This is a genomic window from Serratia sp. BNK-12, from assembly GCF_047456085.1.
Taxonomy (GTDB): domain Bacteria; phylum Pseudomonadota; class Gammaproteobacteria; order Enterobacterales; family Enterobacteriaceae; genus Serratia; species Serratia liquefaciens.
Window position 1 is genome coordinate 4,089,699 of sequence record NZ_CP179896.1, and the last position, 22,485, is coordinate 4,112,183.

At 55.2% G+C, this 22,485-nt stretch carries 22 protein-coding genes and 1 pseudogene; 15 read left to right on the forward strand and 8 right to left on the reverse strand.

All coding sequences use genetic code 11. The features are described from left to right. The first annotated feature begins 262 nt into the window (after positions 1-262). The 8 genes from ACMGG1_RS19105 to ACMGG1_RS19140 all read left to right on the forward strand — a co-directional run bounded on the left by ACMGG1_RS19105 (position 263) and on the right by ACMGG1_RS19140 (position 9,318). A complete protein-coding gene (locus tag ACMGG1_RS19105; RefSeq protein ID WP_006319785.1) occupies positions 263-841 on the forward strand; it encodes a lipoprotein in 579 nt (192 codons plus the stop codon). Positions 842-894: 53 nt separating this feature from the next. Further along, on the forward strand, positions 895-2,373 hold the full coding sequence (gene ampG / locus ACMGG1_RS19110; RefSeq protein WP_048759602.1) for a muropeptide MFS transporter AmpG: 1,479 nt from the start codon (positions 895-897) through the stop codon (positions 2,371-2,373). 439 nt (positions 2,374-2,812) lie between these two features. Next, entirely contained in the window at positions 2,813-3,760 is a 948-nt protein-coding gene (gene cyoA, locus ACMGG1_RS19115) for a cytochrome o ubiquinol oxidase subunit II (RefSeq protein ID WP_041414273.1), read from the forward strand. Between the two features lie 4 nt (positions 3,761-3,764). Next, positions 3,765-5,756, forward strand: coding sequence for a cytochrome o ubiquinol oxidase subunit I (gene cyoB, locus ACMGG1_RS19120; protein ID WP_020825487.1), 1,992 nt, complete (start codon positions 3,765-3,767; stop codon positions 5,754-5,756). After that, on the forward strand, positions 5,746-6,363 hold the full coding sequence (locus ACMGG1_RS19125) for a cytochrome o ubiquinol oxidase subunit III (protein WP_046374351.1): 618 nt from the start codon (positions 5,746-5,748) through the stop codon (positions 6,361-6,363). Before cyoB ends, ACMGG1_RS19125 begins: the two co-directional genes overlap by 11 nt. Then, the gene (locus ACMGG1_RS19130; protein ID WP_020825485.1) at positions 6,360-6,698 is read left to right on the forward strand and encodes a cytochrome o ubiquinol oxidase subunit IV; all 339 of its coding nucleotides are present in this window, start codon (positions 6,360-6,362) and stop codon (positions 6,696-6,698) included. The genes ACMGG1_RS19125 and ACMGG1_RS19130 overlap by 4 nt, the downstream gene beginning before the upstream one ends. A gap of 17 nt (positions 6,699-6,715) precedes the next feature. Then, a complete protein-coding gene (gene cyoE, locus ACMGG1_RS19135; RefSeq protein WP_020825484.1) occupies positions 6,716-7,606 on the forward strand; it encodes a heme o synthase in 891 nt (296 codons plus the stop codon). A gap of 347 nt (positions 7,607-7,953) precedes the next feature. Next, a complete protein-coding gene (locus ACMGG1_RS19140) occupies positions 7,954-9,318 on the forward strand; it encodes an MFS transporter (protein WP_020825483.1) in 1,365 nt (454 codons plus the stop codon). Between the two features lie 201 nt (positions 9,319-9,519). Here the strand turns inward: ACMGG1_RS19140 and ACMGG1_RS19145 are convergent, their stop codons facing one another. Continuing rightward, positions 9,520-10,011: a YajQ family cyclic di-GMP-binding protein gene (locus ACMGG1_RS19145; RefSeq protein WP_020825482.1), complete on the reverse strand. Its 492-nt coding sequence runs from the start codon at positions 10,009-10,011 to the stop codon at positions 9,520-9,522. Between the two features lie 167 nt (positions 10,012-10,178). Here ACMGG1_RS19145 and panE point away from each other — a divergent pair, with 167 nt between their 5' ends. Beyond that, the gene (gene panE / locus ACMGG1_RS19150) at positions 10,179-11,090 is read left to right on the forward strand and encodes a 2-dehydropantoate 2-reductase (protein WP_046374353.1); all 912 of its coding nucleotides are present in this window, start codon (positions 10,179-10,181) and stop codon (positions 11,088-11,090) included. Further along, positions 11,053-11,643, forward strand: coding sequence for a protein deglycase YajL (gene yajL, locus ACMGG1_RS19155; protein WP_409325275.1), 591 nt, complete (start codon positions 11,053-11,055; stop codon positions 11,641-11,643). Before panE ends, yajL begins: the two co-directional genes overlap by 38 nt. Before the next feature lie 33 nt (positions 11,644-11,676). On the opposite strand, the gene thiI is transcribed toward yajL, so the two are convergent. Further along, a complete protein-coding gene (thiI, locus tag ACMGG1_RS19160) occupies positions 11,677-13,125 on the reverse strand; it encodes a tRNA uracil 4-sulfurtransferase ThiI (RefSeq protein ID WP_410529203.1) in 1,449 nt (482 codons plus the stop codon). A 232-nt stretch (positions 13,126-13,357) separates the two neighbouring features. Between thiI and xseB the strand changes: the two genes are divergently transcribed. The 4 genes and pseudogenes from xseB to ACMGG1_RS19180 all read left to right on the forward strand — a co-directional run bounded on the left by xseB (position 13,358) and on the right by ACMGG1_RS19180 (position 17,530). Next, positions 13,358-13,621, forward strand: coding sequence for an exodeoxyribonuclease VII small subunit (gene xseB / locus ACMGG1_RS19165; RefSeq protein WP_020825478.1), 264 nt, complete (start codon positions 13,358-13,360; stop codon positions 13,619-13,621). Positions 13,622-13,626: 5 nt separating this feature from the next. After that, positions 13,627-14,547: a (2E,6E)-farnesyl diphosphate synthase gene (gene ispA, locus ACMGG1_RS19170; RefSeq protein ID WP_142815796.1), complete on the forward strand. Its 921-nt coding sequence runs from the start codon at positions 13,627-13,629 to the stop codon at positions 14,545-14,547. Positions 14,548-14,581: 34 nt separating this feature from the next. Then, positions 14,582-16,447, forward strand: coding sequence for a 1-deoxy-D-xylulose-5-phosphate synthase (dxs, locus tag ACMGG1_RS19175; RefSeq protein WP_116691066.1), 1,866 nt, complete (start codon positions 14,582-14,584; stop codon positions 16,445-16,447). Positions 16,448-16,555: 108 nt separating this feature from the next. Next, positions 16,556-17,530: pseudogene (locus ACMGG1_RS19180) on the forward strand (aldo/keto reductase). A gap of 46 nt (positions 17,531-17,576) precedes the next feature. Here the strand turns inward: ACMGG1_RS19180 and pgpA are convergent. The 6 genes from pgpA to nrdR all read right to left on the reverse strand — a co-directional run bounded on the left by pgpA (position 17,577) and on the right by nrdR (position 21,705). Further along, positions 17,577-18,071: a phosphatidylglycerophosphatase A gene (gene pgpA / locus ACMGG1_RS19185; protein ID WP_041414271.1), complete on the reverse strand. Its 495-nt coding sequence runs from the start codon at positions 18,069-18,071 to the stop codon at positions 17,577-17,579. A 1-nt stretch (position 18,072) separates the two neighbouring features. Further along, complete coding sequence (gene thiL, locus ACMGG1_RS19190) at positions 18,073-19,056, reverse strand: thiamine-phosphate kinase (protein ID WP_128864418.1); 984 nt, start codon at positions 19,054-19,056, stop codon at positions 18,073-18,075. 52 nt (positions 19,057-19,108) lie between these two features. Then, positions 19,109-19,525 (reverse strand): transcription antitermination factor NusB, encoded by a 417-nt coding sequence (gene nusB, locus ACMGG1_RS19195; RefSeq protein WP_020825472.1) that lies wholly within the window; start codon positions 19,523-19,525, stop codon positions 19,109-19,111. Between the two features lie 20 nt (positions 19,526-19,545). After that, on the reverse strand, positions 19,546-20,016 hold the full coding sequence (ribE, locus tag ACMGG1_RS19200) for a 6,7-dimethyl-8-ribityllumazine synthase (protein WP_012005513.1): 471 nt from the start codon (positions 20,014-20,016) through the stop codon (positions 19,546-19,548). 119 nt (positions 20,017-20,135) lie between these two features. After that, the gene (gene ribD / locus ACMGG1_RS19205) at positions 20,136-21,245 is read right to left on the reverse strand and encodes a bifunctional diaminohydroxyphosphoribosylaminopyrimidine deaminase/5-amino-6-(5-phosphoribosylamino)uracil reductase RibD (protein ID WP_020825471.1); all 1,110 of its coding nucleotides are present in this window, start codon (positions 21,243-21,245) and stop codon (positions 20,136-20,138) included. A gap of 10 nt (positions 21,246-21,255) precedes the next feature. Beyond that, a complete protein-coding gene (gene nrdR, locus ACMGG1_RS19210) occupies positions 21,256-21,705 on the reverse strand; it encodes a transcriptional regulator NrdR (protein WP_004949256.1) in 450 nt (149 codons plus the stop codon). Between the two features lie 186 nt (positions 21,706-21,891). Here nrdR and ACMGG1_RS19215 point away from each other — a divergent pair, with 186 nt between their 5' ends. Further along, on the forward strand, positions 21,892-22,446 hold the full coding sequence (locus ACMGG1_RS19215) for a DUF3251 domain-containing protein (protein ID WP_020825470.1): 555 nt from the start codon (positions 21,892-21,894) through the stop codon (positions 22,444-22,446). The last annotated feature ends 39 nt before the right edge of the window (positions 22,447-22,485 follow it).

The following is a 22,485-nucleotide window of genomic DNA, read 5'->3' on the forward strand; positions in this document are numbered from 1 at the left end:
GGACAAAAAACGGTCAACATCCGCCGTCGCTTGAGGTTTATCTGATTGAGACGGCCAAAAAAGCATGTTTTTATCAACGGCAGGTAAAAATTTGTCACTCCATTGCGTTCTGCGCTTCCTCCGGCCGGCGGCGATGCTATGATGTCGACAATTTGTTGTTGGCTATCCCGCTCTGATTATTACAGAAAGCTTGCTCAAACCCGCTTCGTTAATCCTGGCAGTTTGCGGCGGCTTAAAATCCATCGAGAATGAGACAGTAACTATGTTAAAAAAACTTTGCCTTCCACTGTTGGCCGCACTGATGCTGGCCGGCTGTGCCACCAGCAGCAACACCCTGAACGTGACGCCGAAGATCGTCCTGCCGCAGCAGGATCCAACCCTGCAGGGCGTGACCATCAGCATTAACGGCGCGGATCAGCGTCAGGACCAGGCGCTGGCGAAAGTGAACCGCGACGGCCAGTTGGTGACGTTGACGCCATCACGCGATCTGCGCTTCTTGCTGCAGGAAGTGCTCGAGAAACAAATGGGCGCACGCGGCTACATGATTGGCGCTGACGGCGCAGTTGATCTGCAAATCGTGGTCAATAACCTGTATGCAGACGTCTCCGAAGGCAACCTGCGCTACAACATCACCACCAAGGCTGATATTTCTATTACTGCCCAGGCCAAAAACGGCAACAAACAGGTGAAAAACTACCGTTCAACCTATAACGTTCAGGGTGCCTTCACGGCAACCAACGAGAAAATCACTAACGCGGTCAACACCGTGTTGGGCGACGTTATTGCCGATATGGCGCAAGACACCAGCGTCAACGACTTCATCAAGCAAAACGCGCGTTAATCCGCGAACGCCTTGTGCCGCCCGAACCATCGGGCGGTGCAGACAGGGAACTCATGTCGAAACAGTATCTGAATATCTTTACCCAGCGTAATTCCGCCATCCTCCTGCTGCTGGGCTTCGCGTCGGGTCTGCCCTTGGCACTGACCTCCGGCACGCTGCAAGCCTGGATGACCGTCGAAAACATCGATCTGAAAACCATCGGCATTTTTTCGCTGGTCGGTCAGGCCTATGTGTTCAAATTCCTCTGGTCGCCCTTTATGGATCGCTACACCCCGCCCTTTCTCGGGCGGCGGCGCGGCTGGTTACTGATCAGCCAGCTGTTGCTGGTGGTGTCGATTGTGGCGATGGGCTTTATGCAGCCGGCACAGCACCTGTGGTGGCTGGCGGCATTGGCGGTACTGGTGGCGTTCTGTTCTGCGTCACAGGATATTGTTTTTGACGCCTATAAAACCGATCTGCTGAGCGCAGAAGAGCGCGGCACCGGTGCCGCCGTCTCGGTATTGGGTTACCGGCTGGCGATGCTGGTGTCCGGTGGGTTGGCGCTGTGGCTGGCGGACCGCTACTTAGGCTGGCAGTCGACCTATTGGTTGATGGCCGGTTTGATGTTGATCGGTATTGTTGCCACCCTTTTGGCGCCTGAACCCGACGACAGCATTCCGGCACCGCGCACCATGGAGCAGGCGGTAGTCGCTCCGCTGCGTGATTTCTTTGCGCGTAACAATGCCTGGCTGATTTTACTGCTGATCGTGATGTACAAGATGGGCGATGCCTTTGCCGGCAGCCTGAGCACCACCTTCCTGATCCGTGGCGTCGGCTTCGATGCCGGTGAAGTCGGCTTGGTCAACAAAACGCTCGGCCTGTTCGCCACCATCGTCGGCGCGCTGTTTGGCGGCGTGCTGATGCAACGCCTCAGCCTGTTCCGTGCCCTGATGCTGTTCGGCATTCTGCAGGCGGTTTCCAATCTCGGCTATTGGATACTGGCGGTCACCGATAAAAACATCATGACCATGGGCAGTGCCATTTTCCTGGAAAACCTGTGTGGCGGCATGGGCACCGCGGCCTTTGTCGCGTTGCTGATGACGCTGTGCAACAAGTCATTTTCCGCCACCCAGTTTGCCCTGCTGTCGGCATTATCTGCCGTCGGACGGGTATACGTCGGGCCGATTGCCGGATGGTTTGTTGAAGCACACGGCTGGCCACTGTTCTATTTATTCTCGATCGTTGCCGCGGTGCCTGGTCTGCTGCTGTTGCACCTGTGCCGTCAGACGCTGGAATATACTCAACGCACCGATAACTTCATGCCGCGTACCGAATTCCGCCAGTTTTACCGCTGGGCATTGCGCCTGCTGACGCTGGGCTGCTCCTTGCTGGGCCTGTGGCTGCTCCTGCTTATCACCAATGCGCTCGACTGGACCCTCTTGCCGAACCTGGCCGATCGGTTACTGCAGATGGGCGCCGCGCTGAGTCTGGTAGGTATTGCGATGGGGAGCCTGCTGGACTATCTGGCACTGCGTCGTACCCGGCTGGCCTGATCGAGTCGACCGGCCATCGTGCCGGTCGACAAAAACGCATCAGAGTGATGTATTTATTTAGTTAAAAAATATAATTCCTGTCCAAATTATTTTTTTATCCGAGTACGGCGCTCGGAAATAAAATTAAATTCACCTTTAAGACACAATTATTTTACATTAAATAAACCTTTCATTCGTATTTCAAAAAAGCGTTTTCACCTGAAAGATTCATCATACCTTTAGTTTTCCTTAACATACGAATTACCCGGAACGATTCAGCGCGCCAACGCGTTGTTGCCATTAGTAAATTGTCACGTAGCGTGACATCTGTGACACCCTTAACAGAAAGTGTCAACAAGGCGCTGACACTCCCTTAAGCATGTTTACAGTACTGCAACCTTCCCGTAAAATGCCCGCACACATGAAACGACAATAGAGCCTTTGTAATTGAGGTCGTTAGATGAGACTTAAGAAATACAATAAAAGTATTGGGATGTTGTCATTAATTGCCTCCACTGTAATGCTCAGTGGTTGCAATATGGTATTGATGAATCCCAAAGGAGCAATTGGTGTTGAGCAACGGACACTGATTATCACTGCAATCGCATTGATGTTGATCGTAGTGATACCAGTTATCTTTATGGCGTTCGCCTTTGCCTGGAAGTACCGTGCTTCCAACAAAGACGCCAAATACAGTCCGAACTGGTCACATTCCAACAAGATCGAAGCGGTCGTCTGGACCATTCCTATCATTATCATCGCCATCCTGGGCACCATTACCTGGAAGACTACCCACGAACTGGATCCGTTCAAGCCGATTGTCACTGACAAGAAGCCGATGACGATCGAAGTGGTGTCGCTCGACTGGAAATGGCTGTTTATCTACCCGGAACAAGGTATCGCGACGGTTAATGAGCTGGCCTTCCCGAAAGATGTTCCAGTCGAATTCAAGATCACCTCTAACTCGGTAATGAACTCGTTCTTTATTCCTCAGTTAGGTGGGCAGATTTATGCGATGGCCGGGATGCAGACCAAACTGCACCTGATCGGCAATGAAGCAGGCAAATACGACGGTATTTCAAGCAGCTTCAGCGGTCGCGGGTTCTCCGGCATGAAATTCACCGCCATTGTCACCCCAACCGAAGGCGACTTCGATCAATGGGTTGCCAAGGTGAAAGCATCGTCGAATAACCTAAACGCCACCAGCGACTTTAACAAACTGGCAGAGCCGAGTGAAAACAACCCGGTCGAGTACTTCTCCAGTGTCAAACCGAATTTGTTCAAAGAAACTATTGGCAAATTCATGGGTGATATGGACATGCACAAAGGCGCTACCGCGCACGAAGGTATGGACATGAGCCAGGGTATGGACATGGGTGAACATGCTCACGCCGGAGCCGAGGAATAAACTGATGTTGGGAAAATTAACGATTGATGCGGTTCCGTACCACGAACCGATCATCATGGTCACCGTTGCTGCAATTGTTATTGGGGGCCTGGCACTGCTGGCGCTGATAACCTATTTCGGCAAGTGGAAATGGCTATGGAGCGATTGGTTGACTTCGGTTGACCATAAAAAAATTGGTATCATGTACATCATCGTGGCAATGGTTATGTTGCTGCGTGGTTTCGCCGATGCCATCATGATGCGTAGTCAGCAGGCGCTTGCGTCCGCCGGCGAGGCCGGATTCCTGCCACCGCACCACTACGACCAAATCTTCACCGCCCACGGCGTCATCATGATCTTCTTCATGGCGATGCCTTTCGTGGTCGGTCTGATGAACGTAGTGGTACCTTTGCAAATCGGTGCGCGCGACGTTGCCTTCCCGTTCCTGAACTCCCTGAGCTTCTGGTTCTTCGTGGTGGGCGTAGTGCTGATCAACATCTCTCTGGGGGTTGGTGAGTTCGCGCAGACAGGTTGGCTGGCGTATCCGCCGCTGTCGGGCAAGGAATACAGTCCTGGCGTCGGGGTCGACTACTGGATCTGGAGTCTGCAGATTTCCGGTATCGGTACCCTGTTGACCGGTGTGAACTTCTTCGCCACCATTCTGAAGATGCGTGCTCCTGGCATGCCTCTGATGAAGATGCCGGTGTTCACCTGGGCAGCTCTGTGTACTAACGTCCTGATCATCGTTTCTTTCCCAATTCTGACCGTAACCATCGCGTTGCTGACCCTGGATCGCTATCTGGGCACCCATTTCTTTACCAATGATATGGGCGGCAACATGATGATGTACATCAACCTGATTTGGGCCTGGGGTCACCCAGAGGTGTATATCCTGGTTCTGCCGGTGTTCGGTGTGTTCTCCGAAGTCACCGCGACCTTCTCGAGAAAACGCCTGTTCGGCTATACCTCACTGGTATGGGCAACCATCGCGATTACCGTTCTGTCGTTCATCGTATGGCTGCACCACTTCTTTACCATGGGGTCCGGCGCGAACGTAAACGCCTTCTTCGGTATCGCCACCATGATCATTTCCATCCCTACCGGGGTGAAAATCTTCAACTGGCTGTTCACCATGTACCAAGGCCGCATTCAGCTCAACTCCGCTATGCTGTGGACCATCGGCTTCATCATCACCTTCTCCGTGGGTGGTATGACCGGTGTTCTGTTGGCCGTGCCGGGCGCGAACTTCGTGCTGCACAACAGTCTGTTCCTGATTGCCCACTTCCATAACGTTATCATTGGTGGTGTGGTGTTCGGTTGCTTCGCGGGCCTGACCTACTGGTTCCCTAAATCCTTCGGCTTCACGCTGAACGAAAAATGGGGTATCCGTGCGTTCTGGTTCTGGATCATCGGCTTCTTCGTGGCCTTTATGCCGCTGTATGCTCTGGGCTTTATGGGTATGACTCGTCGTATCAGCCAGAACATCAACCCAGAGTTCCACCCACTGCTGCTGGTAGCGGCTGGCGGCGCGGCTCTGATTGCCTGCGGTATCCTGTGCCAAGTGATTCAGGTGTTCGTCAGTGTGCGTGACCGTGAGCAGAACCGTGACCTGACCGGTGACCCATGGGGTGCTCGTACGCTGGAGTGGTCGACTTCGTCTCCACCGCCGTTCTATAACTTTGCCGTAGTGCCACAGATTCATGACCGTGATGAATTCTGGGACATGAAAGAAAAAGGCGTAGCTTATAAGAAACCGGCTAAATACGAACCGATTCATATGCCGAAGAATACCGGTGCCGGTGTGATTATTGCTGGCTTCAGCCTGGTATTTGGTTTCGCGATGATCTGGGACATCTGGTGGATGGCGATCGCTGCCTTCGTAGGTATGATCGTGACCTGGATTGCCAAGAGCTTCGATGAAGATGTTGATTACTATGTGCAGGTTGATGAGATCGAGCGCATTGAAAACCAACACTATGAACAAATCAGCAAAGCAGGCGTGAAACATGTCAACTGATACTCTGACTAACCATAACGCAGCCCATGCAGAGCATGGGCACCACGACGCAGGAGAGACCAAAGTCTTCGGATTCTGGATCTACCTGATGAGCGACTGTATTTTGTTTGCGAGCTTGTTCGCGACTTATGCAGTACTGGTGAACGGGACCGCTGGCGGTCCCTCTGGCAAAGACATCTTCGATCTGAAGTTTGTCCTGGTTGAAACCTTCCTGCTGTTGTTCAGCTCCATCACCTACGGTATGGCGATGATCGGCATGAACAAAGGCAAGGTTAGCAGCGTTAACACCTGGCTGTTCCTGACCTTCCTGTTCGGTCTGGGCTTCGTTGCGATGGAAATCTACGAATTCCATCACCTGATCGTTGAAGGCTATGGCCCGGATCGCAGTGCGTTCCTGTCCAGCTTCTTCGCGCTGGTTGCGACCCACGGTCTGCACGTAACTACCGGTCTGGTTTGGATCATCATCATGATGATTCAGGTCAGCAAGCGTGGCCTGACCGCAACCAACAAAACCCGTTTGATGTGCCTGAGCCTGTTCTGGCACTTCCTGGACGTGGTCTGGATCTGCGTCTTCACCGTTGTTTACCTGCTGGGGGTTATGTCATGAGTCATTCATCCCATGAAACTTCTCACGGCGGCGCAAGCCACGGTAGCGTCAAGACCTATCTGATCGGCTTTATTCTGTCGATCATCCTGACGGTGATTCCATTTGCGATGGTGATGAGCGGTACCGCCTCTCACTCAACCATCCTGGCGGTTGTTGTTGGCATGGCAGTGATTCAGGTCGTCGTTCACCTGATTTACTTCCTGCACATGAATACCTCATCGGAAGAGCGCTGGAACCTGGTGGCATTGCTGTTCACCGCTATGATCATCGGTATCGTTGTTGTGGGTTCACTCTGGATTATGTACAACCTCAACATCAATATGATGGTCAGTTAAGAGTCGAGCTGCACGTGATGATTAAGCAATACCTGCAAGTAACTAAACCAGGAATTATTTTCGGCAATTTAATTTCTGTCGTCGGGGGATTCCTGTTGGCTTCCAAAGGAAGCATCGACTATCCCCTGTTTCTCGCCACCCTGGTGGGTGTCTCGTTGGTTGTCGCTTCGGGCTGTGTGTTTAACAACTACATTGACCGCGACATCGACAAGAAAATGGAGAGAACGAAGAATCGGGTGCTGGTAAAAGGCCTGATCGCGCCGAGTGTAAGCCTGGTTTACGCTACCGCCCTGGGTATTGCGGGCTTTGCGTTGCTGTATATTGGCGCCAACCCGCTGGCCATGTGGCTGGCGGTGATGGGCTTTGTGGTTTATGTCGGCGTCTACAGCCTGTACATGAAACGCCACTCGGTATATGGCACGCTGATCGGCAGCTTGTCGGGCGCTGCACCACCGGTTATCGGTTACTGTGCGGTCACCAACGAGTTCGATGCCGGTGCGTTGATCCTGCTGGCTATCTTTAGCCTGTGGCAGATGCCGCATTCCTATGCGATTGCCATCTTCCGCTTTAAAGATTACCAGGCGGCCAACATTCCGGTACTGCCTGTCGTCAAAGGCATCTCGGTGGCGAAGAACCACATCACCGTCTACATCGTGGCGTTTATGGTTGCTACGCTGATGCTGACTTTGGGCGGCTACGCCGGCTACAAATACCTGATCGTCGCTGCGGCGGTGAGCGTTTGGTGGCTGGGGATGGCGCTGCGTGGTTACAAAGCCGAAAATGACAGCGTTTGGGCACGCAAACTGTTTGTGTTCTCGATTGTTGCCATTACCTCGCTCAGCGTGATGATGTCTATCGACTTCAGCGCTTCGGCCTCGCCGGAAACCTTGATGACTTACGTCTGGTAAGCCAAATCGTCTGTGAATGGGCCGCTTAGCGGCCCATTAAATTGATGACAAACACCCGAAAAACGTGGTTTTCGGATGTTTGGGGCAAGGCAGAGATATAACCCTTTGTTTCTATTAGTACTCAATGCATTACTACTAGCTACTGAGGTCTTTGTCCGCTCTCTATGGGCCGCTTAGCGGCCCATTTTATTTGTCTCGCAGAAAAACCGACGAACTGTAATATCTGCTAAACAACATTAGATTTACCCCCCCTGCCCTTCACACTAAAATGACGCAGTTTTAACAGAAGCTATCCCATCAGGCGTTATCACCGATAACCTGACGGAATGGCTTTTAATGAGGTTTTAATGAACGATAATGCAATGACCCCGCTGGAACGACGGGCGACCTGGGGATTAGGAACGGTATTCTCACTGCGCATGCTCGGCATGTTTATGGTGCTGCCGGTACTGACCACCTACGGTATGGCGTTGAACGGCGCCAGCGAAACGCTGATCGGTATCGCCATTGGCATTTACGGCCTGGCGCAAGCGGTGTTCCAAATTCCCTTCGGCCTGATTTCCGACCGCATCGGCCGCAAGCCGCTGATTGTCGGCGGGCTGTTAATCTTCGCGCTGGGTAGCGTGATCGCCGCCGCCACCGACTCCATCTGGGGGGTGATCCTTGGCCGGGCATTGCAAGGTTCCGGCGCTATCGCCGCAGCGGTGATGGCACTACTGTCTGATTTGACCCGGGAACAGAACCGTACCAAAGCGATGGCATTCATCGGCGTCAGCTTTGGTATTACCTTCGCCATCGCCATGGTGGTCGGCCCGATAGTCACCCACGCTTTTGGCCTGCATGCGCTGTTCTGGATGATTGCCGTGCTGGCATTGGCCGGTATCGTCATCACCCTGGCGGTCGTGCCTTCCGCCAGCAGCCACGTGCTGAACCGCGAATCCAGTATAGTCCGTGGCAGTTTCAGCAAGGTGTTGAGCAATTCCCGCCTGCTGAAACTGAATTTCGGCATCATGTGCCTGCATATCTTGTTGATGTCCAGCTTCGTGGCACTGCCATTAGCGATGGAAAAAGCCGGTTTGGCGCCCAGCGAACACTGGATTGTCTATCTGGTCACCATGCTGGTGTCTTTCGCCGCCGTAGTGCCGTTTATCATCTATGCCGAAAAGAAGCGCCGCATGAAGCAGGTGTTTATGGGCTGCGTGGCGGTATTGTTCTGTGCTGAAGTGCTGCTGTGGCTGTCCGGCGCGCATCTTTGGGGCATTATTGCCGGCGTTCAGTTGTTCTTTATGGCGTTCAACGTGATGGAAGCGATCCTGCCTTCCCTGATCAGTAAAGAGTCGCCGGCGGGCTATAAAGGCACGGCCATGGGGGTTTACTCCACCAGCCAGTTTATCGGCGTGGCGATTGGCGGCAGCCTGGGAGGCTTTCTGTACGGCCTGCAGGGCGCGGGATTGGTCTTTATCGCCGGGGCAGTTTTAGCCGCCATCTGGTTTATGGTCAGCAGTACCATGCAGGAACCGCCTTACGTGAGCAGCCTGCGTATTACGCTGTCGGAACTGGCAGTGAAAGACTCGGCGTTGGAAAGCCGCCTGAAGGCCCAGCCGGGTGTAGCAGAAGCGATTGTGGTGCCGGAAGAGCGCAGCGCCTACGTAAAGGTCGATACCAAGCAAACCAACCGCGGTCAGTTGGAAGCCCTGGTGAATTCGCTGTAAAGAAAAGGGTCGGCAAGCCGGCCCCCAGATTGCTGACAAAGTCCTTTGCAGTTAAAAGTCCTGACCTTGGGGCTAATAAAAACAAAGGATTATATCTTCTGATTTACCCCAAACATCCGAAAACCACGTTTTTCGGGTGTTTGTCATCAGACTAAGGGCCGGCAAGCCGGCCCCATCAATATATTCTTCTTGGCGAAAGGATCAGTCGCGGAAGTTTTTGAACTGGAAAGGCTGCCCCAGATCGGCACCGCGCACCAGCGCCATCACGCCCTGCAGGTCGTCGCGTGATTTACCGGTTACCCGTACTTCATCCCCTTGGATTTGCACCTGAACTTTCAGCTTGCTGTCTTTGATCAGCTTGACGATTTTCTTCGCCTGGGCGGCTTCAATACCCTGCTTCAGCTTGGCTTCCACACTGTAGGTTTTACCGCTGTGGGTCAGCTCCTCGGGGATCTCCAGCGCGCCGCCGTCAATGCTGCGCTTGCTGAGTTTTTCACGCAGAATATCGAGCAACTGCTGCACCTGAAAATCAGATTCGCTGGCAACCTTGATGCTTTCGTTTTTTTCGTTCAGCTCAAAGCTGGCCGGCACGTTACGGAAATCCCAACGGGTGCCAAGATCGCGCGTGGCGTTCTCAACGGCGTTACGTACTTCTTGCATATCAATTTCGGAAACAATGTCGAAAGATGGCATACTTCTTCCTCCTGAATTAGAGCCTAATGCGATAGGCGATTTCGATGCCGAGCATGATAACCGCTTTAGCGCCTCAGACAAAATTTGCCGGCCCCGCCGCGCAGCAGAAAAGTCTATAATTATAGGATAGATACTGGGCGTTCTTCCCGTTACCCCAAGGAGTCTGGATGAAAATAACTGTTCTTGGTTGCGGCGCGCTCGGACAGCTGTGGCTCTCCCGGCTTTATCAGCAGGGCCATGACGTACAGGGATGGTTACGAGTACCGCAACCCTTTTGCGCAGTGAACGTCATTGAGCCTGAAGGCCTCTCGTTCAACCGTAATTTGCCCACCAACGATCCTGAACATCTGGCCCAGAGCGAACTGTTGCTGGTCACGCTAAAAGCCTGGCAAGTCTCTGGGGCGGTTAGCGCCCTGCTGCCGAAGCTGCACCCGCGTTGCGCCATCCTGCTGCTGCATAACGGCATGGGCACGCAGGACGAACTGCCGCCGAACAACCAGCCGATACTGCAGGGTACCACCACCCATGCGGCACGCCATGACGGCAGCACTATTATCCATGTTGCCGGCGGCACCACCCATATAGGCCCGACATCTCCGGCGGCGACTTCGCTCAGCCACCTGGCGGAAGTGCTGCATCAGGCACTGCCTGACGTCGCCTGGCATAACAACATTGCCTCGGCGAACTGGCGCAAACTTGCGGTCAACTGTGTGATCAACCCGCTAACTGCCCTGTATAACTGCCGCAATGGCGATTTGCAGCGCTATCCGGAACAAATTGAGGCCATCTGCCGTGAAGTCGCCGGCGTGATGGCGATGGAGGGTTACCATACCTCCTGCGAAGGCTTACAGCAGTATGTGATGGAGGTGATCCAGAGCACTGCGGACAACGTCTCTTCGATGCTGCAAGATATCCGCACTCAGCGGCATACCGAGATCGACTACATTACAGGCTATCTGCTGCGTCGCGCACGCAGCCACGGCGTGACTCTGCCGGAGAACGCGCGACTGTTTGAATTGATTAAGCGAAAGGAAAATGAATATGAGCGTATCGGCGCTGGTCTGCCTGGCACCTGGTAGCGAAGAAATCGAAGCCGTCACCACGATAGATCTGTTGGTTCGGGCAGGCATAAAAGTCACTACCGCCAGCGTAGCCGGCGATGGCGACCTGACTATTGTCTGCTCACGCGGCGTCAAGCTGCTGGCAGATGCGGCGCTGGTGTCCATTGTCGATGAGCCCTTCGACGCGATAGTGCTGCCCGGCGGCCTGAAAGGTGCCGAGTGTTTCCGCGACAGCCCGCTGCTGGTGGAGAAAGTGCGTCAGATGCATCTTCAGGGCAATATCGTCGCCGCCATTTGTGCCGCACCCGCGCTGGTGCTGCAACATCACGATCTGTTCCCCGTCGGCAATATGACCGGCTTCCCGGGGCTGAAAGAACAGATCCCGGCCGATAAATGGATGGAACGACGTGTGGTATACGACGCGCGCGTTAATCTGCTCACCAGCCAGGGGCCGGGAACTTCGATGGAGTTTGCGCTGAAGCTGATTGATTTGCTGCTGGGGAAAGCCAAAGCGGCGGAGATCGCCGCTCAGCTGGTCTTGATTCCGGGGATGTACGACTTTCGCGATTAAATCACAGGGGCGGTTTACCCGCCCCTGGATTGATTACGGACGGTAAACCTTGACGTTGCTGTAGCCCTGCTCCAGCAAATACAGCGCCTGCAAGCGGCTCATCACGCCACGCTCACAGTACAGCAGGTAGGTTTTGCTCTGGTCCAAATCGCCAAACTGGGTGCTGAGTTTGTAGAACGGCAGCGGTTTCACCTCAACCTGATCCAGCTTCAGCGGCTTGTCTTCCTGCTCGTCATTAGAACGAATATCCAGAATCACCTCGTCAGCGCCAAACGCCGCCACGGTTTCCACTTCGGTAACCTGTTCCTGCGTCTGCTCGGCGATGGTGCGGATGTCCACGTTCTTGGCTTCGCTGACCACGCGATCGAGAATGCTGAAGTCAAAGTGGGCTTCTTCTTCTTCGATTTTGGCTTTGACCGCCTTCACCGTCGGGCTTTTCGAGATCACGCCGCAGTATTCCGGCATAGTCTTGGCGAAGTCTTCGGTGCCAATCTCACGCGCCACTTTGATGATGTGCTCTTTGTCGTGGGAGATCAGCGGACGCAGAATCAGCGTATCGGATGCGTTGTCGATCAAGCGCAGGTTAGTCAGCGTTTGGCTGGAAACCTGTCCCAGCGCCTCACCGGTCACCAGAGCCTGCACGCCGTAACGCTCCGCTATCTGTGAAGCGGCGCGCACCATCATGCGCTTAAGCACCACGCCCATTTGACCGTCTTCGACCTTCTCGAGGATCTCGCCGACCACAGGTTCAAAATCGATGGCGATAAAGCGCACCTTGTGCGAACTGGCAAAACGGCTCCACAGGTAGTGAGCCACCTGCCGCACGCCAATTTCATGCGCGGCGCCGCCCAGGTTGAAGAAGCAATAATGCACGCGGCAACCACGGCGCATCAGCATATAGCTGGAAACGCCCGAGTCGAAACCACCGGAAATCAGCGACAGCACGTCTTCCTGAGTGCCCACCGGGTAACCGCCAATGCCTTCACGGCGGGCTTTGACCAGCATCAGCTTGTCGTCTTCGATTTCCAGGTTAACCGTCACCTGCGGGTGCGACAGTTTAACGCGCGCGCTCTCAATGTGCTGGTTCAGACCGCCACCAACGTAACGCTCAACGTCCTGCGAATTGAAGTCCTGCTTGCCGCGGCGCTTTACGCGCACGCAGAAAGTTTTCCCCTGCAGTTGCTCGCGGTAGGCTTCCAGCGTCTGCTCAAAAATATGGTGGATATCGGTATAGTCGCGGTCTTCCACTTCCAGAATGTGATGAATGCCGGGAATGCGCGTTAACGCGTCGGCAATTACCGGCCGCTGGTTTTCATCTTTGGCGCGAACTTCGATATGATCCCAGTGACGGACGACCGCCAGTGTTTCATCATACTGCTTCAGGACGTTACGGATACTGGTCGAGAGGATCTTGATAAAGCGCAAGCGCACAGATTGGCTCTTGATGGTGATTTCCGGGAACAATTTAATGATAAACTTCATGGCGGTCTTTATTGTCAGAATTACGAGGGAAAAGGATTTACAATGTATATGCGATTGATAAAACCCACGGGGTTGCCGAATGTTTTATCAATCGCATTTGCGGCGCAGAGTATATCACTATCTGGTGAGCCTCGGTGCACAAAACCACACATGCGCGCCATGATTTGCCAATCAAGATCCGCTAGGATAGGCTCTGGCGCCACTGTTCACATGATGATGTAAAAAGAAAATTATGCCGAAAAAACCTGCACAATCAGACAGTACAGAGCAAAACGTCAGCTTTGAGAGCTCCCTCAGCGAGCTGGAAAACATCGTGACGCGTCTGGAATCGGGTGAGTTACCGCTGGAAGACGCGCTGAATGAATTCGAACGCGGCGTGCAGTTGGCGCGTCAGGGCCAGCAGAAGCTGCAGCAGGCGGAGCAGCGCGTACAAATTTTGCTTAACGACAGCGCCGATGATGCTGCGCTGACGCCTTTCACACCGGATGCCGAGTAATCACCATGTCCGTAACTGTCCAACAGACCGCTTTTTCTGACCAGTTGCAGGCCTTGCGCCAGCGGGCCGACCGCACGCTGCTGGATTTTATCGCACCGTTGCCATTCAACGATGGCAATATGGTGTCGGCAATGCGTCACGGTGCACTGCTTGGCGGGAAACGCCTGCGTCCGTTTCTGGTGTACACTACCGGGCAGATGTTTGGCGTATCATTGAATAATTTGGATGCTCCCGCGGCTGCGGTAGAATGCATTCACGCCTATTCGCTGATCCATGACGACTTGCCGGCCATGGATGACGACGATCTGCGTCGCGGTCAGCCAACCTGCCACATCAAATTTGGCGAGGCCAATGCCATTCTTGCCGGAGATGCGCTTCAAACGCTGGCATTCACCATTCTGGCCGATGCCGACATGCCCGATGTGGCGCTGCGCGATCGGTTGGCGATGGTTTCCGAACTGGCCACCGCCAGCGGCGTTGCCGGCATGTGCGGTGGGCAATCGCTGGATCTGGAAGCCGAAGATAAGCAGATAGGTCTGGAAGCGTTGGAACAGATCCATCGCCACAAAACCGGCGCGTTAATTCGCGCAGCAGTTCGCCTTGGGGCTCTGGCCGCCGGTGAACCCGGCCGTAAAGCGCTGCCGCAGCTTGACCGATACGCCGCCGCGATAGGCCTGGCTTTTCAGGTGCAGGATGATATTTTGGACGTGGTCGGCGAAACCGAAAAAATCGGTAAACGCCAGGGGGCGGACCAGCAACACGGAAAGAGCACCTATCCAGCTTTGCTCGGGCTTGACAGCGCGAAAGCAAAAGCGTGGGATCTCTATCAGGAAGCTTTAGCTGCATTAGACACTTTGGCAGCACAATCTTATAACACAGCGCCATTGCGAGCGTTAGCCAGCTTCATTATTGAACGCGACAATTAACGTGTGACGTTAACTCCTCTGATATGAGTATCGAATGAGTCTTGATATAGCCAAATACCCGACCCTGGCGCTAGCGGAAAATCCCGATGAACTCCGTTCGCTGCCGAAAGAGAGCCTGCCGAAACTGTGTGACGAACTTCGGCAATACCTGCTGGACAGCGTCAGCCGTTCCAGCGGCCACTTTGCCTCCGGGCTGGGAACCGTCGAACTGACGGTGGCGTTGCACTATGTGTACCACACCCCCTTCGATCATCTGGTGTGGGACGTGGGTCATCAGGCTTACCCGCATAAAATTTTGACCGGTCGCCGCGACAAGATCTCCACCATTCGCCAGAAAAATGGCCTGCACCCTTTCCCATGGCGTGCGGAAAGTGAGTATGACGTGTTGTCGGTTGGTCACTCCTCGACTTCGATCAGCGCCGGTCTCGGCATGGCGGTAGCTGCAGCTCGCGAAGGCAAAAACCGCCGTACGGTTTGCGTTATCGGCGATGGCGCCATCACCGCCGGTATGGCATTTGAAGCCATGAACCACGCCGGTGACATCGATCCGGATATGCTGGTGGTGCTTAACGACAATGAAATGTCGATTTCGGAAAACGTCGGTGCGCTGAACAATCATCTGGCGCAGCTGCTGTCCGGCAAGCTTTACTCCACCCTGCGTGAGGGCGGTAAAAAAGTGCTGTCCGGCCTGCCGCCAATCAAAGAGCTGGTCAAGCGTACCGAAGAACACCTGAAAGGCATGGTCGTGCCGGGCACGCTGTTCGAAGAGCTCGGCTTTAACTACATTGGCCCGGTCGACGGCCATGACGTTCAGGGACTGGTCGCTACCTTGAAGAACATGCGTGACCTGAAAGGCCCGCAACTGCTGCATATCATGACCAAAAAGGGCCGTGGGTACGCACCGGCAGAAAAAGACCCGATCAGCTTCCACGCGGTACCCAAATTCGATCCGGCCAGCGGTACCCTGCCGAAAAGCGCCGGCGGCCTGCCGACCTATTCAAAAATCTTTGGCGATTGGCTGTGCGAAACCGCCGCCAAGGACAGCTCACTGATGGCGATTACCCCGGCAATGCGTGAAGGCTCGGGCATGGTGCAATTCTCCCGCGACTATCCGCAGCAATATTTTGACGTAGCGATCGCCGAACAGCACGCGGTGACCTTCGCTGCCGGGTTGGCGATTGGCGGCTACAAGCCGGTGGTGGCGATTTACTCCACCTTCCTGCAGCGCGCTTACGATCAACTGATCCACGACGTCGCGATTCAAAATTTGCCGGTGATGTTTGCCATCGATCGCGGCGGTATTGTCGGCGCTGACGGCCAGACTCACCAGGGTGCGTTCGATCTGTCATTCATGCGCTGCATCCCGACTATGGTGATCATGACGCCAAGTGATGAGAACGAATGCCGCCAAATGCTCTACACCGGTTATCACTATAATGAAGGCCCAAGCGCCGTACGTTACCCTCGCGGTACGGGTACCGGCGCGCCGCTGGAGCCCCTTAGCGCGCTGCCGATCGGCAAAGGCGTTGTCCGCCGTGAAGGTGAAAAACTGGCGATCCTGAACTTCGGCACCTTGCTGCCGGAAGCTGCGCAGGTGGCGGAAGCGCTCAATGCCACGCTGGTGGATATGCGCTTCGTAAAACCGCTGGACGAACAGCTGGTGCTGGAGCTGGCAGCCAGCCATGACGCGCTGGTCACGCTGGAAGAAAACGCCATTATGGGCGGTGCCGGTAGCGGTGTTAACGAGTTGCTGATGGCCAAGCGTCGCGCTATCCCGGTACTGAACATCGGCCTGCCGGACAGCTTTATCTCACAAGGCAGCCAGGAAGAGGTGCGTGTCGATCTGGGTCTGGATGCCGCAGGGATACAGCAGAAGATTGAGGTCTGGCTGGCGCAATAATTTTCGCGCCTGATTTGACCGACGCCTCCGCATTGCGGGGGCGTTTTCATTTGCGTCGCCCGAAAACCCGCTACAGTTAAAGTTCTGTGCTGATACCGGGAGGAAAGCATGAAGTATCTGAAACTGGGCAATACCGACCTGAACGTTTCCCGCATCTGCCTCGGCTGCATGACCTACGGTGAACCCGACCGTGGCAACCATGCCTGGACGCTACCGGAAGAAAGCAGTCGCCCGCTGCTGAAATAGGCGCTGGATGCCGGCATCAACTTCTTCGATACCGCCAACAGTTACTCAGATGGCAGCAGCGAAGAGATCGTCGGCCGGGCGCTGCGCGATTACGCTCGCCGTGACGAAGTGGTGCTCGCCACCAAAGTCTATTTCCCGATGAGCAATCTCGAGTCTGGGCTATCGCGCGCTAAAATCATGCAGTCCATCGACGATAGCTTGCAGCGACTGAGCACCGACTACGTTGATCTGTTGCAGATCCACCGTTGGGACTATGAAACGCCGCTGGAAGAAACGCTGGAAGCGCTGCATGAGGTGGTGAAAGCCGGCAAGGCGCGTTATATCGGCGCGTCTTCGATGTACGCCTGGCAGTTCGCCAAGGCACTTTATACCGCCGATCTGCACGGCTGGACGCGTTTCGTCAGCATGCAGGATCAGTACAACCTGATCCAGCGGGAAGAAGAGCGAGAGATGCTGCCGCTGTGCGCCGCCGAGGGTATCGCGGTGCTGCCCTGGAGCCCGCTGGCACGTGGGCGCCTGACCCGTCCATGGGGTGAAACCACCGCGCGGCTGGTGTCCGATCAGGTCGGCAAAAACTTGTACGATGAAACCGAAGGCATTGACGCCATCATCGCAGAACGCGTGGCGAGCATTGCGCAAGAACGCGGCGTATCTCGGGCGCAAATCGCTCTGGCATGGCTATTGAGCAAGCCGGTCGTCAGTGCGCCAATCATCGGCGCGTCACGTCATGAACATCTGGAAGACGCGGTCGCTGCCGTCGATCTTGAATTAACCCAGGAAGAGATAGCCGAGCTGGAAACGGCTTATGTGCCGCATCATGTGACAGGATTTGAATAGCACAGTGAGTATCAAGGGCGCAGCATGATGAACTGCGCCCTTGTCATCAGAACAGCCCGGCAGGCCAGTGATGACCAATCAGGTAGATGATACCGGCGGAAATCACCCCGGCGACGATGTCGTCGATCATAATCCCCATGCCACCGTGCACGTTGCGATCGAACCAACGGATCGGCCACGGCTTCCACATATCCAGAATGCGGAAAATCACAAAGCCCGCGGCAACCCATTGCCAGTCGTTGACCGGCAGCGCCATCAGCGTGATCCACATCCCGACAAATTCGTCCCAGACGATGCTGCCGTGATCATGGACCTTCATATCTTTGGCCGTCTGGTGGCACAAATAAACGCCGATGCAGATGCTGAACATCACCAGCAGCGAATAGAGTTGCCACGGCAGTTGGATCAACAATAACCAGAACGGGATCGCCGCCAGCGACCCCATGGTGCCCGGTACCACCGGTGACAAACCGCTGCCGAAGCCGGTTGCCAACAGGTGCCACGGATTGCTCATCCGCAAGCGACGTGTTGCTTCATCCATGTTACGCCTGCCCTTCGCTGAAATGATCGAAACCGTGCCATGGCAGCTCAACCGCTTCATCGTTGCGATAGAACTTGATGCCTTCCGAAAGCGGGCCAATCTGACCAATGCAGGTGTAATCCGCGCCCAAATGGCTCAACGCCACTTCCAACGCGCCGCGATTGATCTCCGGTACGGTGAAGCACAGCTCGTAATCCTCTCCGCCGGTCAACGCCCAGCGTAACGCCTGTTCAGCATCGGTGTGGCTGCTTAGCGCCTGCGACAGCGGCAGCTCATCCAAATTGATGCGCGCACCGCACTCGGAGGCTTTCAATACGTGCTTCAGATCGGAAATCAGACCGTCCGAAATATCAATCGCCGAGCTGGCCAGATCGCGCAGCGCCTGCCCTTGCAGCACCCGCGGCTGGGGCCGCAGATGGCGCCCAATCAGGTAATCGCGAGCATCGGCGTCCGCCACCTGCAGGCGATCCTGCAAAACAGCCAACCCGGCGGCGCTGTCACCCAGCGTACCGGTGGTGTAGATCCAATCGCCAATACGTGCGCCGTCACGGGTCAACGCCCGGCCGGCCGGGATCAGACCGTGGATTGTCAGCGTCATGCTCAATGGGCCACGCGTGGTGTCGCCGCCAATCAACTGCATGCCGTAATAATTAAGTTGTTCGAACAGACTGTCGCTGAACGCCTTCAACCAGGGCTCATTCACTTCCGGCAGGGTTAATGCCAGTGAAAGCCAGGCTGGATCCGCGCCCATAGCCGCCAGATCGCTCAGGTTAACTGCCAACGCTTTGTAACCGAGATCGGCCGGATCGATGTCCGGCAGGAAGTGAACGCCCGAAACCAGGGTATCGGTACTGACGGCCAAAAGCTGTTTTTCTGCCACTGTCAGGAGTGCGCAGTCATCTCCAATGCCCAACTGTACGTCCCGGCGCAGACTCTTAAACCGGTCAAAATAGCGGGCAATGAGGTCAAATTCGCCACATGCCATGGTCGATGTTCCAATAGAAGAAATTAAGGCCGGGGATACCGGCCTTAATTTTTTATTTTTTCTTGCGGATGCTTGGTGCTGCTTTATCCAGCACGCCATTCACAAACTTGTGGCTGTCTTCAGCGCCGAAGGTTTTCGCCAGCTCGATCGCTTCATTGATAGCCACCTTGTACGGCACGTCCTCACGCATTTTCAGCTCAAACAGCGCAATGCGCAGAACGGCTCTTTCCACCTGGCCCAGCTCTTCGAGCTGACGCGACAGGTAAGGTGCCATCAGGCCATCCAGCAGACCTGCATTCACCGCCACGCCGGACAGCAGCTCCCGAAAATAGGCGATGTCCACATCTTTGACATCTTGCTCCGTCAGGAACTGGTGTTCAACATCGGCAATGTCATTTTTAGACAACTGCCAAGAGTAAAGCGCTTGAACAGCGCACTCACGAGCGCGGCGACGAGCAGCAGGTTTCACGGAATTCCCCTTAACTAAATTCAGGCTTTAATAGCTTTGATAACATTAATCATTTCAAGTGCGGTCAGAGCAGCTTCAGCACCCTTGTTGCCCGCTTTGGTGCCGGCACGTTCGATAGCCTGTTCGATGCTCTCGGTTGTCAGCACGCCAAAGGCAACCGGGATTTCAGTGTTCAAAGAAACACTGCCCAGGCCGGAGCTGGCTTCGCCCGCGACATATTCGAAGTGCGCGGTGCCCCCACGGATAACGGTGCCCAGTGCAATAACCGCATCGTATTTGCCGGTGTTAGCCAGCACGCGCGCAGTCAGCGGCAGCTCGTAAGCGCCCGGGACCCAGACAACGGTGATGTTGTCGTCAGCAACCTGGCCAATGCGCTTGAGTGCATCGATAGCACCTTGCAGCAGGCTGTCGTTGATGAAATTGTTAAAACGTGCAATTGCGATCGCCACACGGGCATTTGGAGTAGCAACAACACCTTCGATAACTTTCATGGGCTTTCCTTAAAAATGGGTTCAATACCCCGCAGGGGGGCGGATTCTATCACATTCTTTATCTGCCTGCGCGGGCGGTTTTGTAAAACGCTGACCGCCCCGGCTCGCGGGCATTAAATTCAGTATTTTGCCTTCAACCGCAGCCGCAAATCGGGGCCAATTTGCCGTACTTCGCTGAAAACAAACTCCGGCGCATCGGCCAGACGCTCAAGGCCCGGCAGTTGACACAGACCGCGGCCATTATCGCCCAACAGTTTTGGCGCGATGTACAAAATGAGCTCATCGACCAGCCCCGCCTGCAGCAAGGCACCGGCGAGCTGTGCACCGGCCTCTACCCAGATCGAGTTCACCTGGCGTTTTGCCAGTTGCATCATCATCACCACCAGATCGACTCCGCCGCCGTGCGCCGGAAACGTCAGTTGCTCGACGTCCTGCGGCCAGGTTTGAGCGTCCGCCTGCAGGCGTGCCAACCAGGTTGCACCCGGCTGATTAACCACCCGATGCTGAGGCGTGACGCGATTTTGGCTGTCGAGGATAATGCGCAACGGCTGGCGCAGGTTTTCACGCGGATAAATGCTTTGAGTTTCGGCGTCCAGCTCATCCCAACGAACCGTCAGTGACGGATCATCAGCCAGCACCGTAGCGCTGGTGCTGAGAATCGCGGCGCTTTGCGCCCGCAACCGCTGCACGTCCTGACGCGCCTGCTCAGAGGTGATCCATTGGCTTTCGCCAGAGGCCATTGCCGTGCGCCCATCCAGCGAGGCACCCAGCTTCAGTTGTACATAAGGGAAGCCGGTGCGCATGCGCTTGAGGAAGCCCAGATTCACCGCCTCGGCTTCGGCCAGCATCACACCGTGGCGTACGTCCAGCCCGGCCTGCTGCAGCTTATACAAACCACGACCGGCGACCTGCGGATTAGGATCTTGCATCGCCGCAACCACACGGGTAATACCGGCGGCGACCAATGCATCGGCACAAGGCGGCGTGCGGCCATGGTGGCTACACGGCTCCAACGTGACGTAAGCCGTGGCACCACGGGCTTTTTCGCCCGCCATGCGCAACGCATGCACTTCCGCATGGGGTTCACCGGCGCGCAAATGGTAGCCTTCGCCGACGATTTCGCCATCGCGCACAATCACGCAGCCGACGTTAGGGTTAGGTGCCGTAGTAAAACGCCCCAGCCGCGCCAGTTCGAAGGCGCGCGCCATATACAATTCGTCGTTATGCATCAAAGCTCCCTTAGTCCTGCAGACGGGCGATCTCTTCGCCGAATTCGCGGATATCCTCAAAGCTGCGATAAACCGAGGCAAAGCGAATATAGGCCACTTTATCCAGCTTTTTCAGCGCATCCATCACCAGGTTGCCCACCAGTTTAGTCGGCACTTCACGCTCGCCGGTGGCACGCAGTTGGGATTTAATGTGGTTAATCGCGTTTTCCACGTCGTCGGAGCTGACCGGGCGCTTTTCCAACGCTTTCAGCATGCCGCGACGCAGTTTGTCTTCGTTGAAGGGCTCGCGAACTTCATCGCTTTTTATGACCCGCGGCATCACCAGTTCAGCCACTTCAAAGGTGGTGAAACGTTCATTACAAACCAGACATTGGCGGCGACGGCGCACCTGCGAACCATCACCCACCAGGCGAGAATCAATGACTTTGGTATCAACGGCGGCGCAGAAAGGGCAATGCATAACACGTCCTGATAAACGTTTTCATAGTTAAGAACAGTTTACCCCGAAGTGCGGTCACAACAAAGGCCGTCGGTTATTTGTTGCGAGCCCCTCTTCGAAATAGCGCCCCAAAAAGCGACGAACATGACTTTCCCCACCAGCCGGGCTAAGCTGATATCAGGAGATGTTGAATAGGAAATACCCGCCATGACAACCCGTTACCCCAAAATTTGCCTGCTCAGCGCACTGGTTCTGCTGGCCGGATGCGCACAAACTCGCGAAGTGCCGAAGCTGCGTAACCAGGTGGTTGAACTGAATCAGAAACTCACCATCCTGACCAATCAGGCCACGGCGCTGGAACAGCAAAACCAGCTGAATCAGAACTCCACCAGCGGCGTCTATCTGGTGCCTGCTGCCAATAATGCCGCCCGTCTGCACAGCAATCTCGGCGAACTGAGCGTGTCACTTAGCCACGTAAAAACCGAGGCTAACGGCGCCCAGGCCTTGTTGCACGTTCGCACCTTGTCACAAGCCTCCTTGCCTGCGTTCAAGGCGGTAGTGGAATGGGGCCAGCTAGATGCGGCTACCGGTAAACCGCTGACGGCCGATGCGCTTTCACAACCTATCGCCACCGCGGACTCGCTGCTGCCAAAAACAGAATACAGCTTTGAGCTGCGTTTCAGCGGCCTGACGCCAGAGCAATTGGGCTATGTGCGACTGCACAGCGTAGAGCCCACTACGGCCGCCGTCCCTCAGCACTAAGCTTTTGAATGCCCACTCCCGGCCTTGACCGAGCGTGGG

Excerpts from the sequence above, each read along its gene's own strand:
- ACMGG1_RS19105 (WP_006319785.1), top strand. The coding sequence starts at position 263 with ATGTTAAAAAAACTTTGCCTTCCACTGTTGGCCGCACTGATGCTGGCC.
- ampG (WP_048759602.1), top strand. The coding sequence starts at position 895 with ATGTCGAAACAGTATCTGAATATCTTTACCCAGCGTAATTCCGCCATC.
- cyoA (WP_041414273.1), top strand. The coding sequence starts at position 2,813 with ATGAGACTTAAGAAATACAATAAAAGTATTGGGATGTTGTCATTAATT.
- cyoB (WP_020825487.1), top strand. The coding sequence starts at position 3,765 with ATGTTGGGAAAATTAACGATTGATGCGGTTCCGTACCACGAACCGATC.
- ACMGG1_RS19125 (WP_046374351.1), top strand. The coding sequence starts at position 5,746 with ATGTCAACTGATACTCTGACTAACCATAACGCAGCCCATGCAGAGCAT.
- ACMGG1_RS19130 (WP_020825485.1), top strand. The coding sequence starts at position 6,360 with ATGAGTCATTCATCCCATGAAACTTCTCACGGCGGCGCAAGCCACGGT.
- cyoE (WP_020825484.1), top strand. The coding sequence starts at position 6,716 with ATGATTAAGCAATACCTGCAAGTAACTAAACCAGGAATTATTTTCGGC.
- ACMGG1_RS19140 (WP_020825483.1), top strand. The coding sequence starts at position 7,954 with ATGAACGATAATGCAATGACCCCGCTGGAACGACGGGCGACCTGGGGA.
- ACMGG1_RS19145 (WP_020825482.1), bottom strand. The coding sequence starts at position 10,011 with ATGCCATCTTTCGACATTGTTTCCGAAATTGATATGCAAGAAGTACGT.
- panE (WP_046374353.1), top strand. The coding sequence starts at position 10,179 with ATGAAAATAACTGTTCTTGGTTGCGGCGCGCTCGGACAGCTGTGGCTC.
- yajL (WP_409325275.1), top strand. The coding sequence starts at position 11,053 with ATGAGCGTATCGGCGCTGGTCTGCCTGGCACCTGGTAGCGAAGAAATC.
- thiI (WP_410529203.1), bottom strand. The coding sequence starts at position 13,125 with ATGAAGTTTATCATTAAATTGTTCCCGGAAATCACCATCAAGAGCCAA.
- xseB (WP_020825478.1), top strand. The coding sequence starts at position 13,358 with ATGCCGAAAAAACCTGCACAATCAGACAGTACAGAGCAAAACGTCAGC.
- ispA (WP_142815796.1), top strand. The coding sequence starts at position 13,627 with ATGTCCGTAACTGTCCAACAGACCGCTTTTTCTGACCAGTTGCAGGCC.
- dxs (WP_116691066.1), top strand. The coding sequence starts at position 14,582 with ATGAGTCTTGATATAGCCAAATACCCGACCCTGGCGCTAGCGGAAAAT.
- pgpA (WP_041414271.1), bottom strand. The coding sequence starts at position 18,071 with ATGGATGAAGCAACACGTCGCTTGCGGATGAGCAATCCGTGGCACCTG.
- thiL (WP_128864418.1), bottom strand. The coding sequence starts at position 19,056 with ATGGCATGTGGCGAATTTGACCTCATTGCCCGCTATTTTGACCGGTTT.
- ribE (WP_012005513.1), bottom strand. The coding sequence starts at position 20,016 with ATGAAAGTTATCGAAGGTGTTGTTGCTACTCCAAATGCCCGTGTGGCG.
- ribD (WP_020825471.1), bottom strand. The coding sequence starts at position 21,245 with ATGCATAACGACGAATTGTATATGGCGCGCGCCTTCGAACTGGCGCGG.
- nrdR (WP_004949256.1), bottom strand. The coding sequence starts at position 21,705 with ATGCATTGCCCTTTCTGCGCCGCCGTTGATACCAAAGTCATTGATTCT.
- ACMGG1_RS19215 (WP_020825470.1), top strand. The coding sequence starts at position 21,892 with ATGACAACCCGTTACCCCAAAATTTGCCTGCTCAGCGCACTGGTTCTG.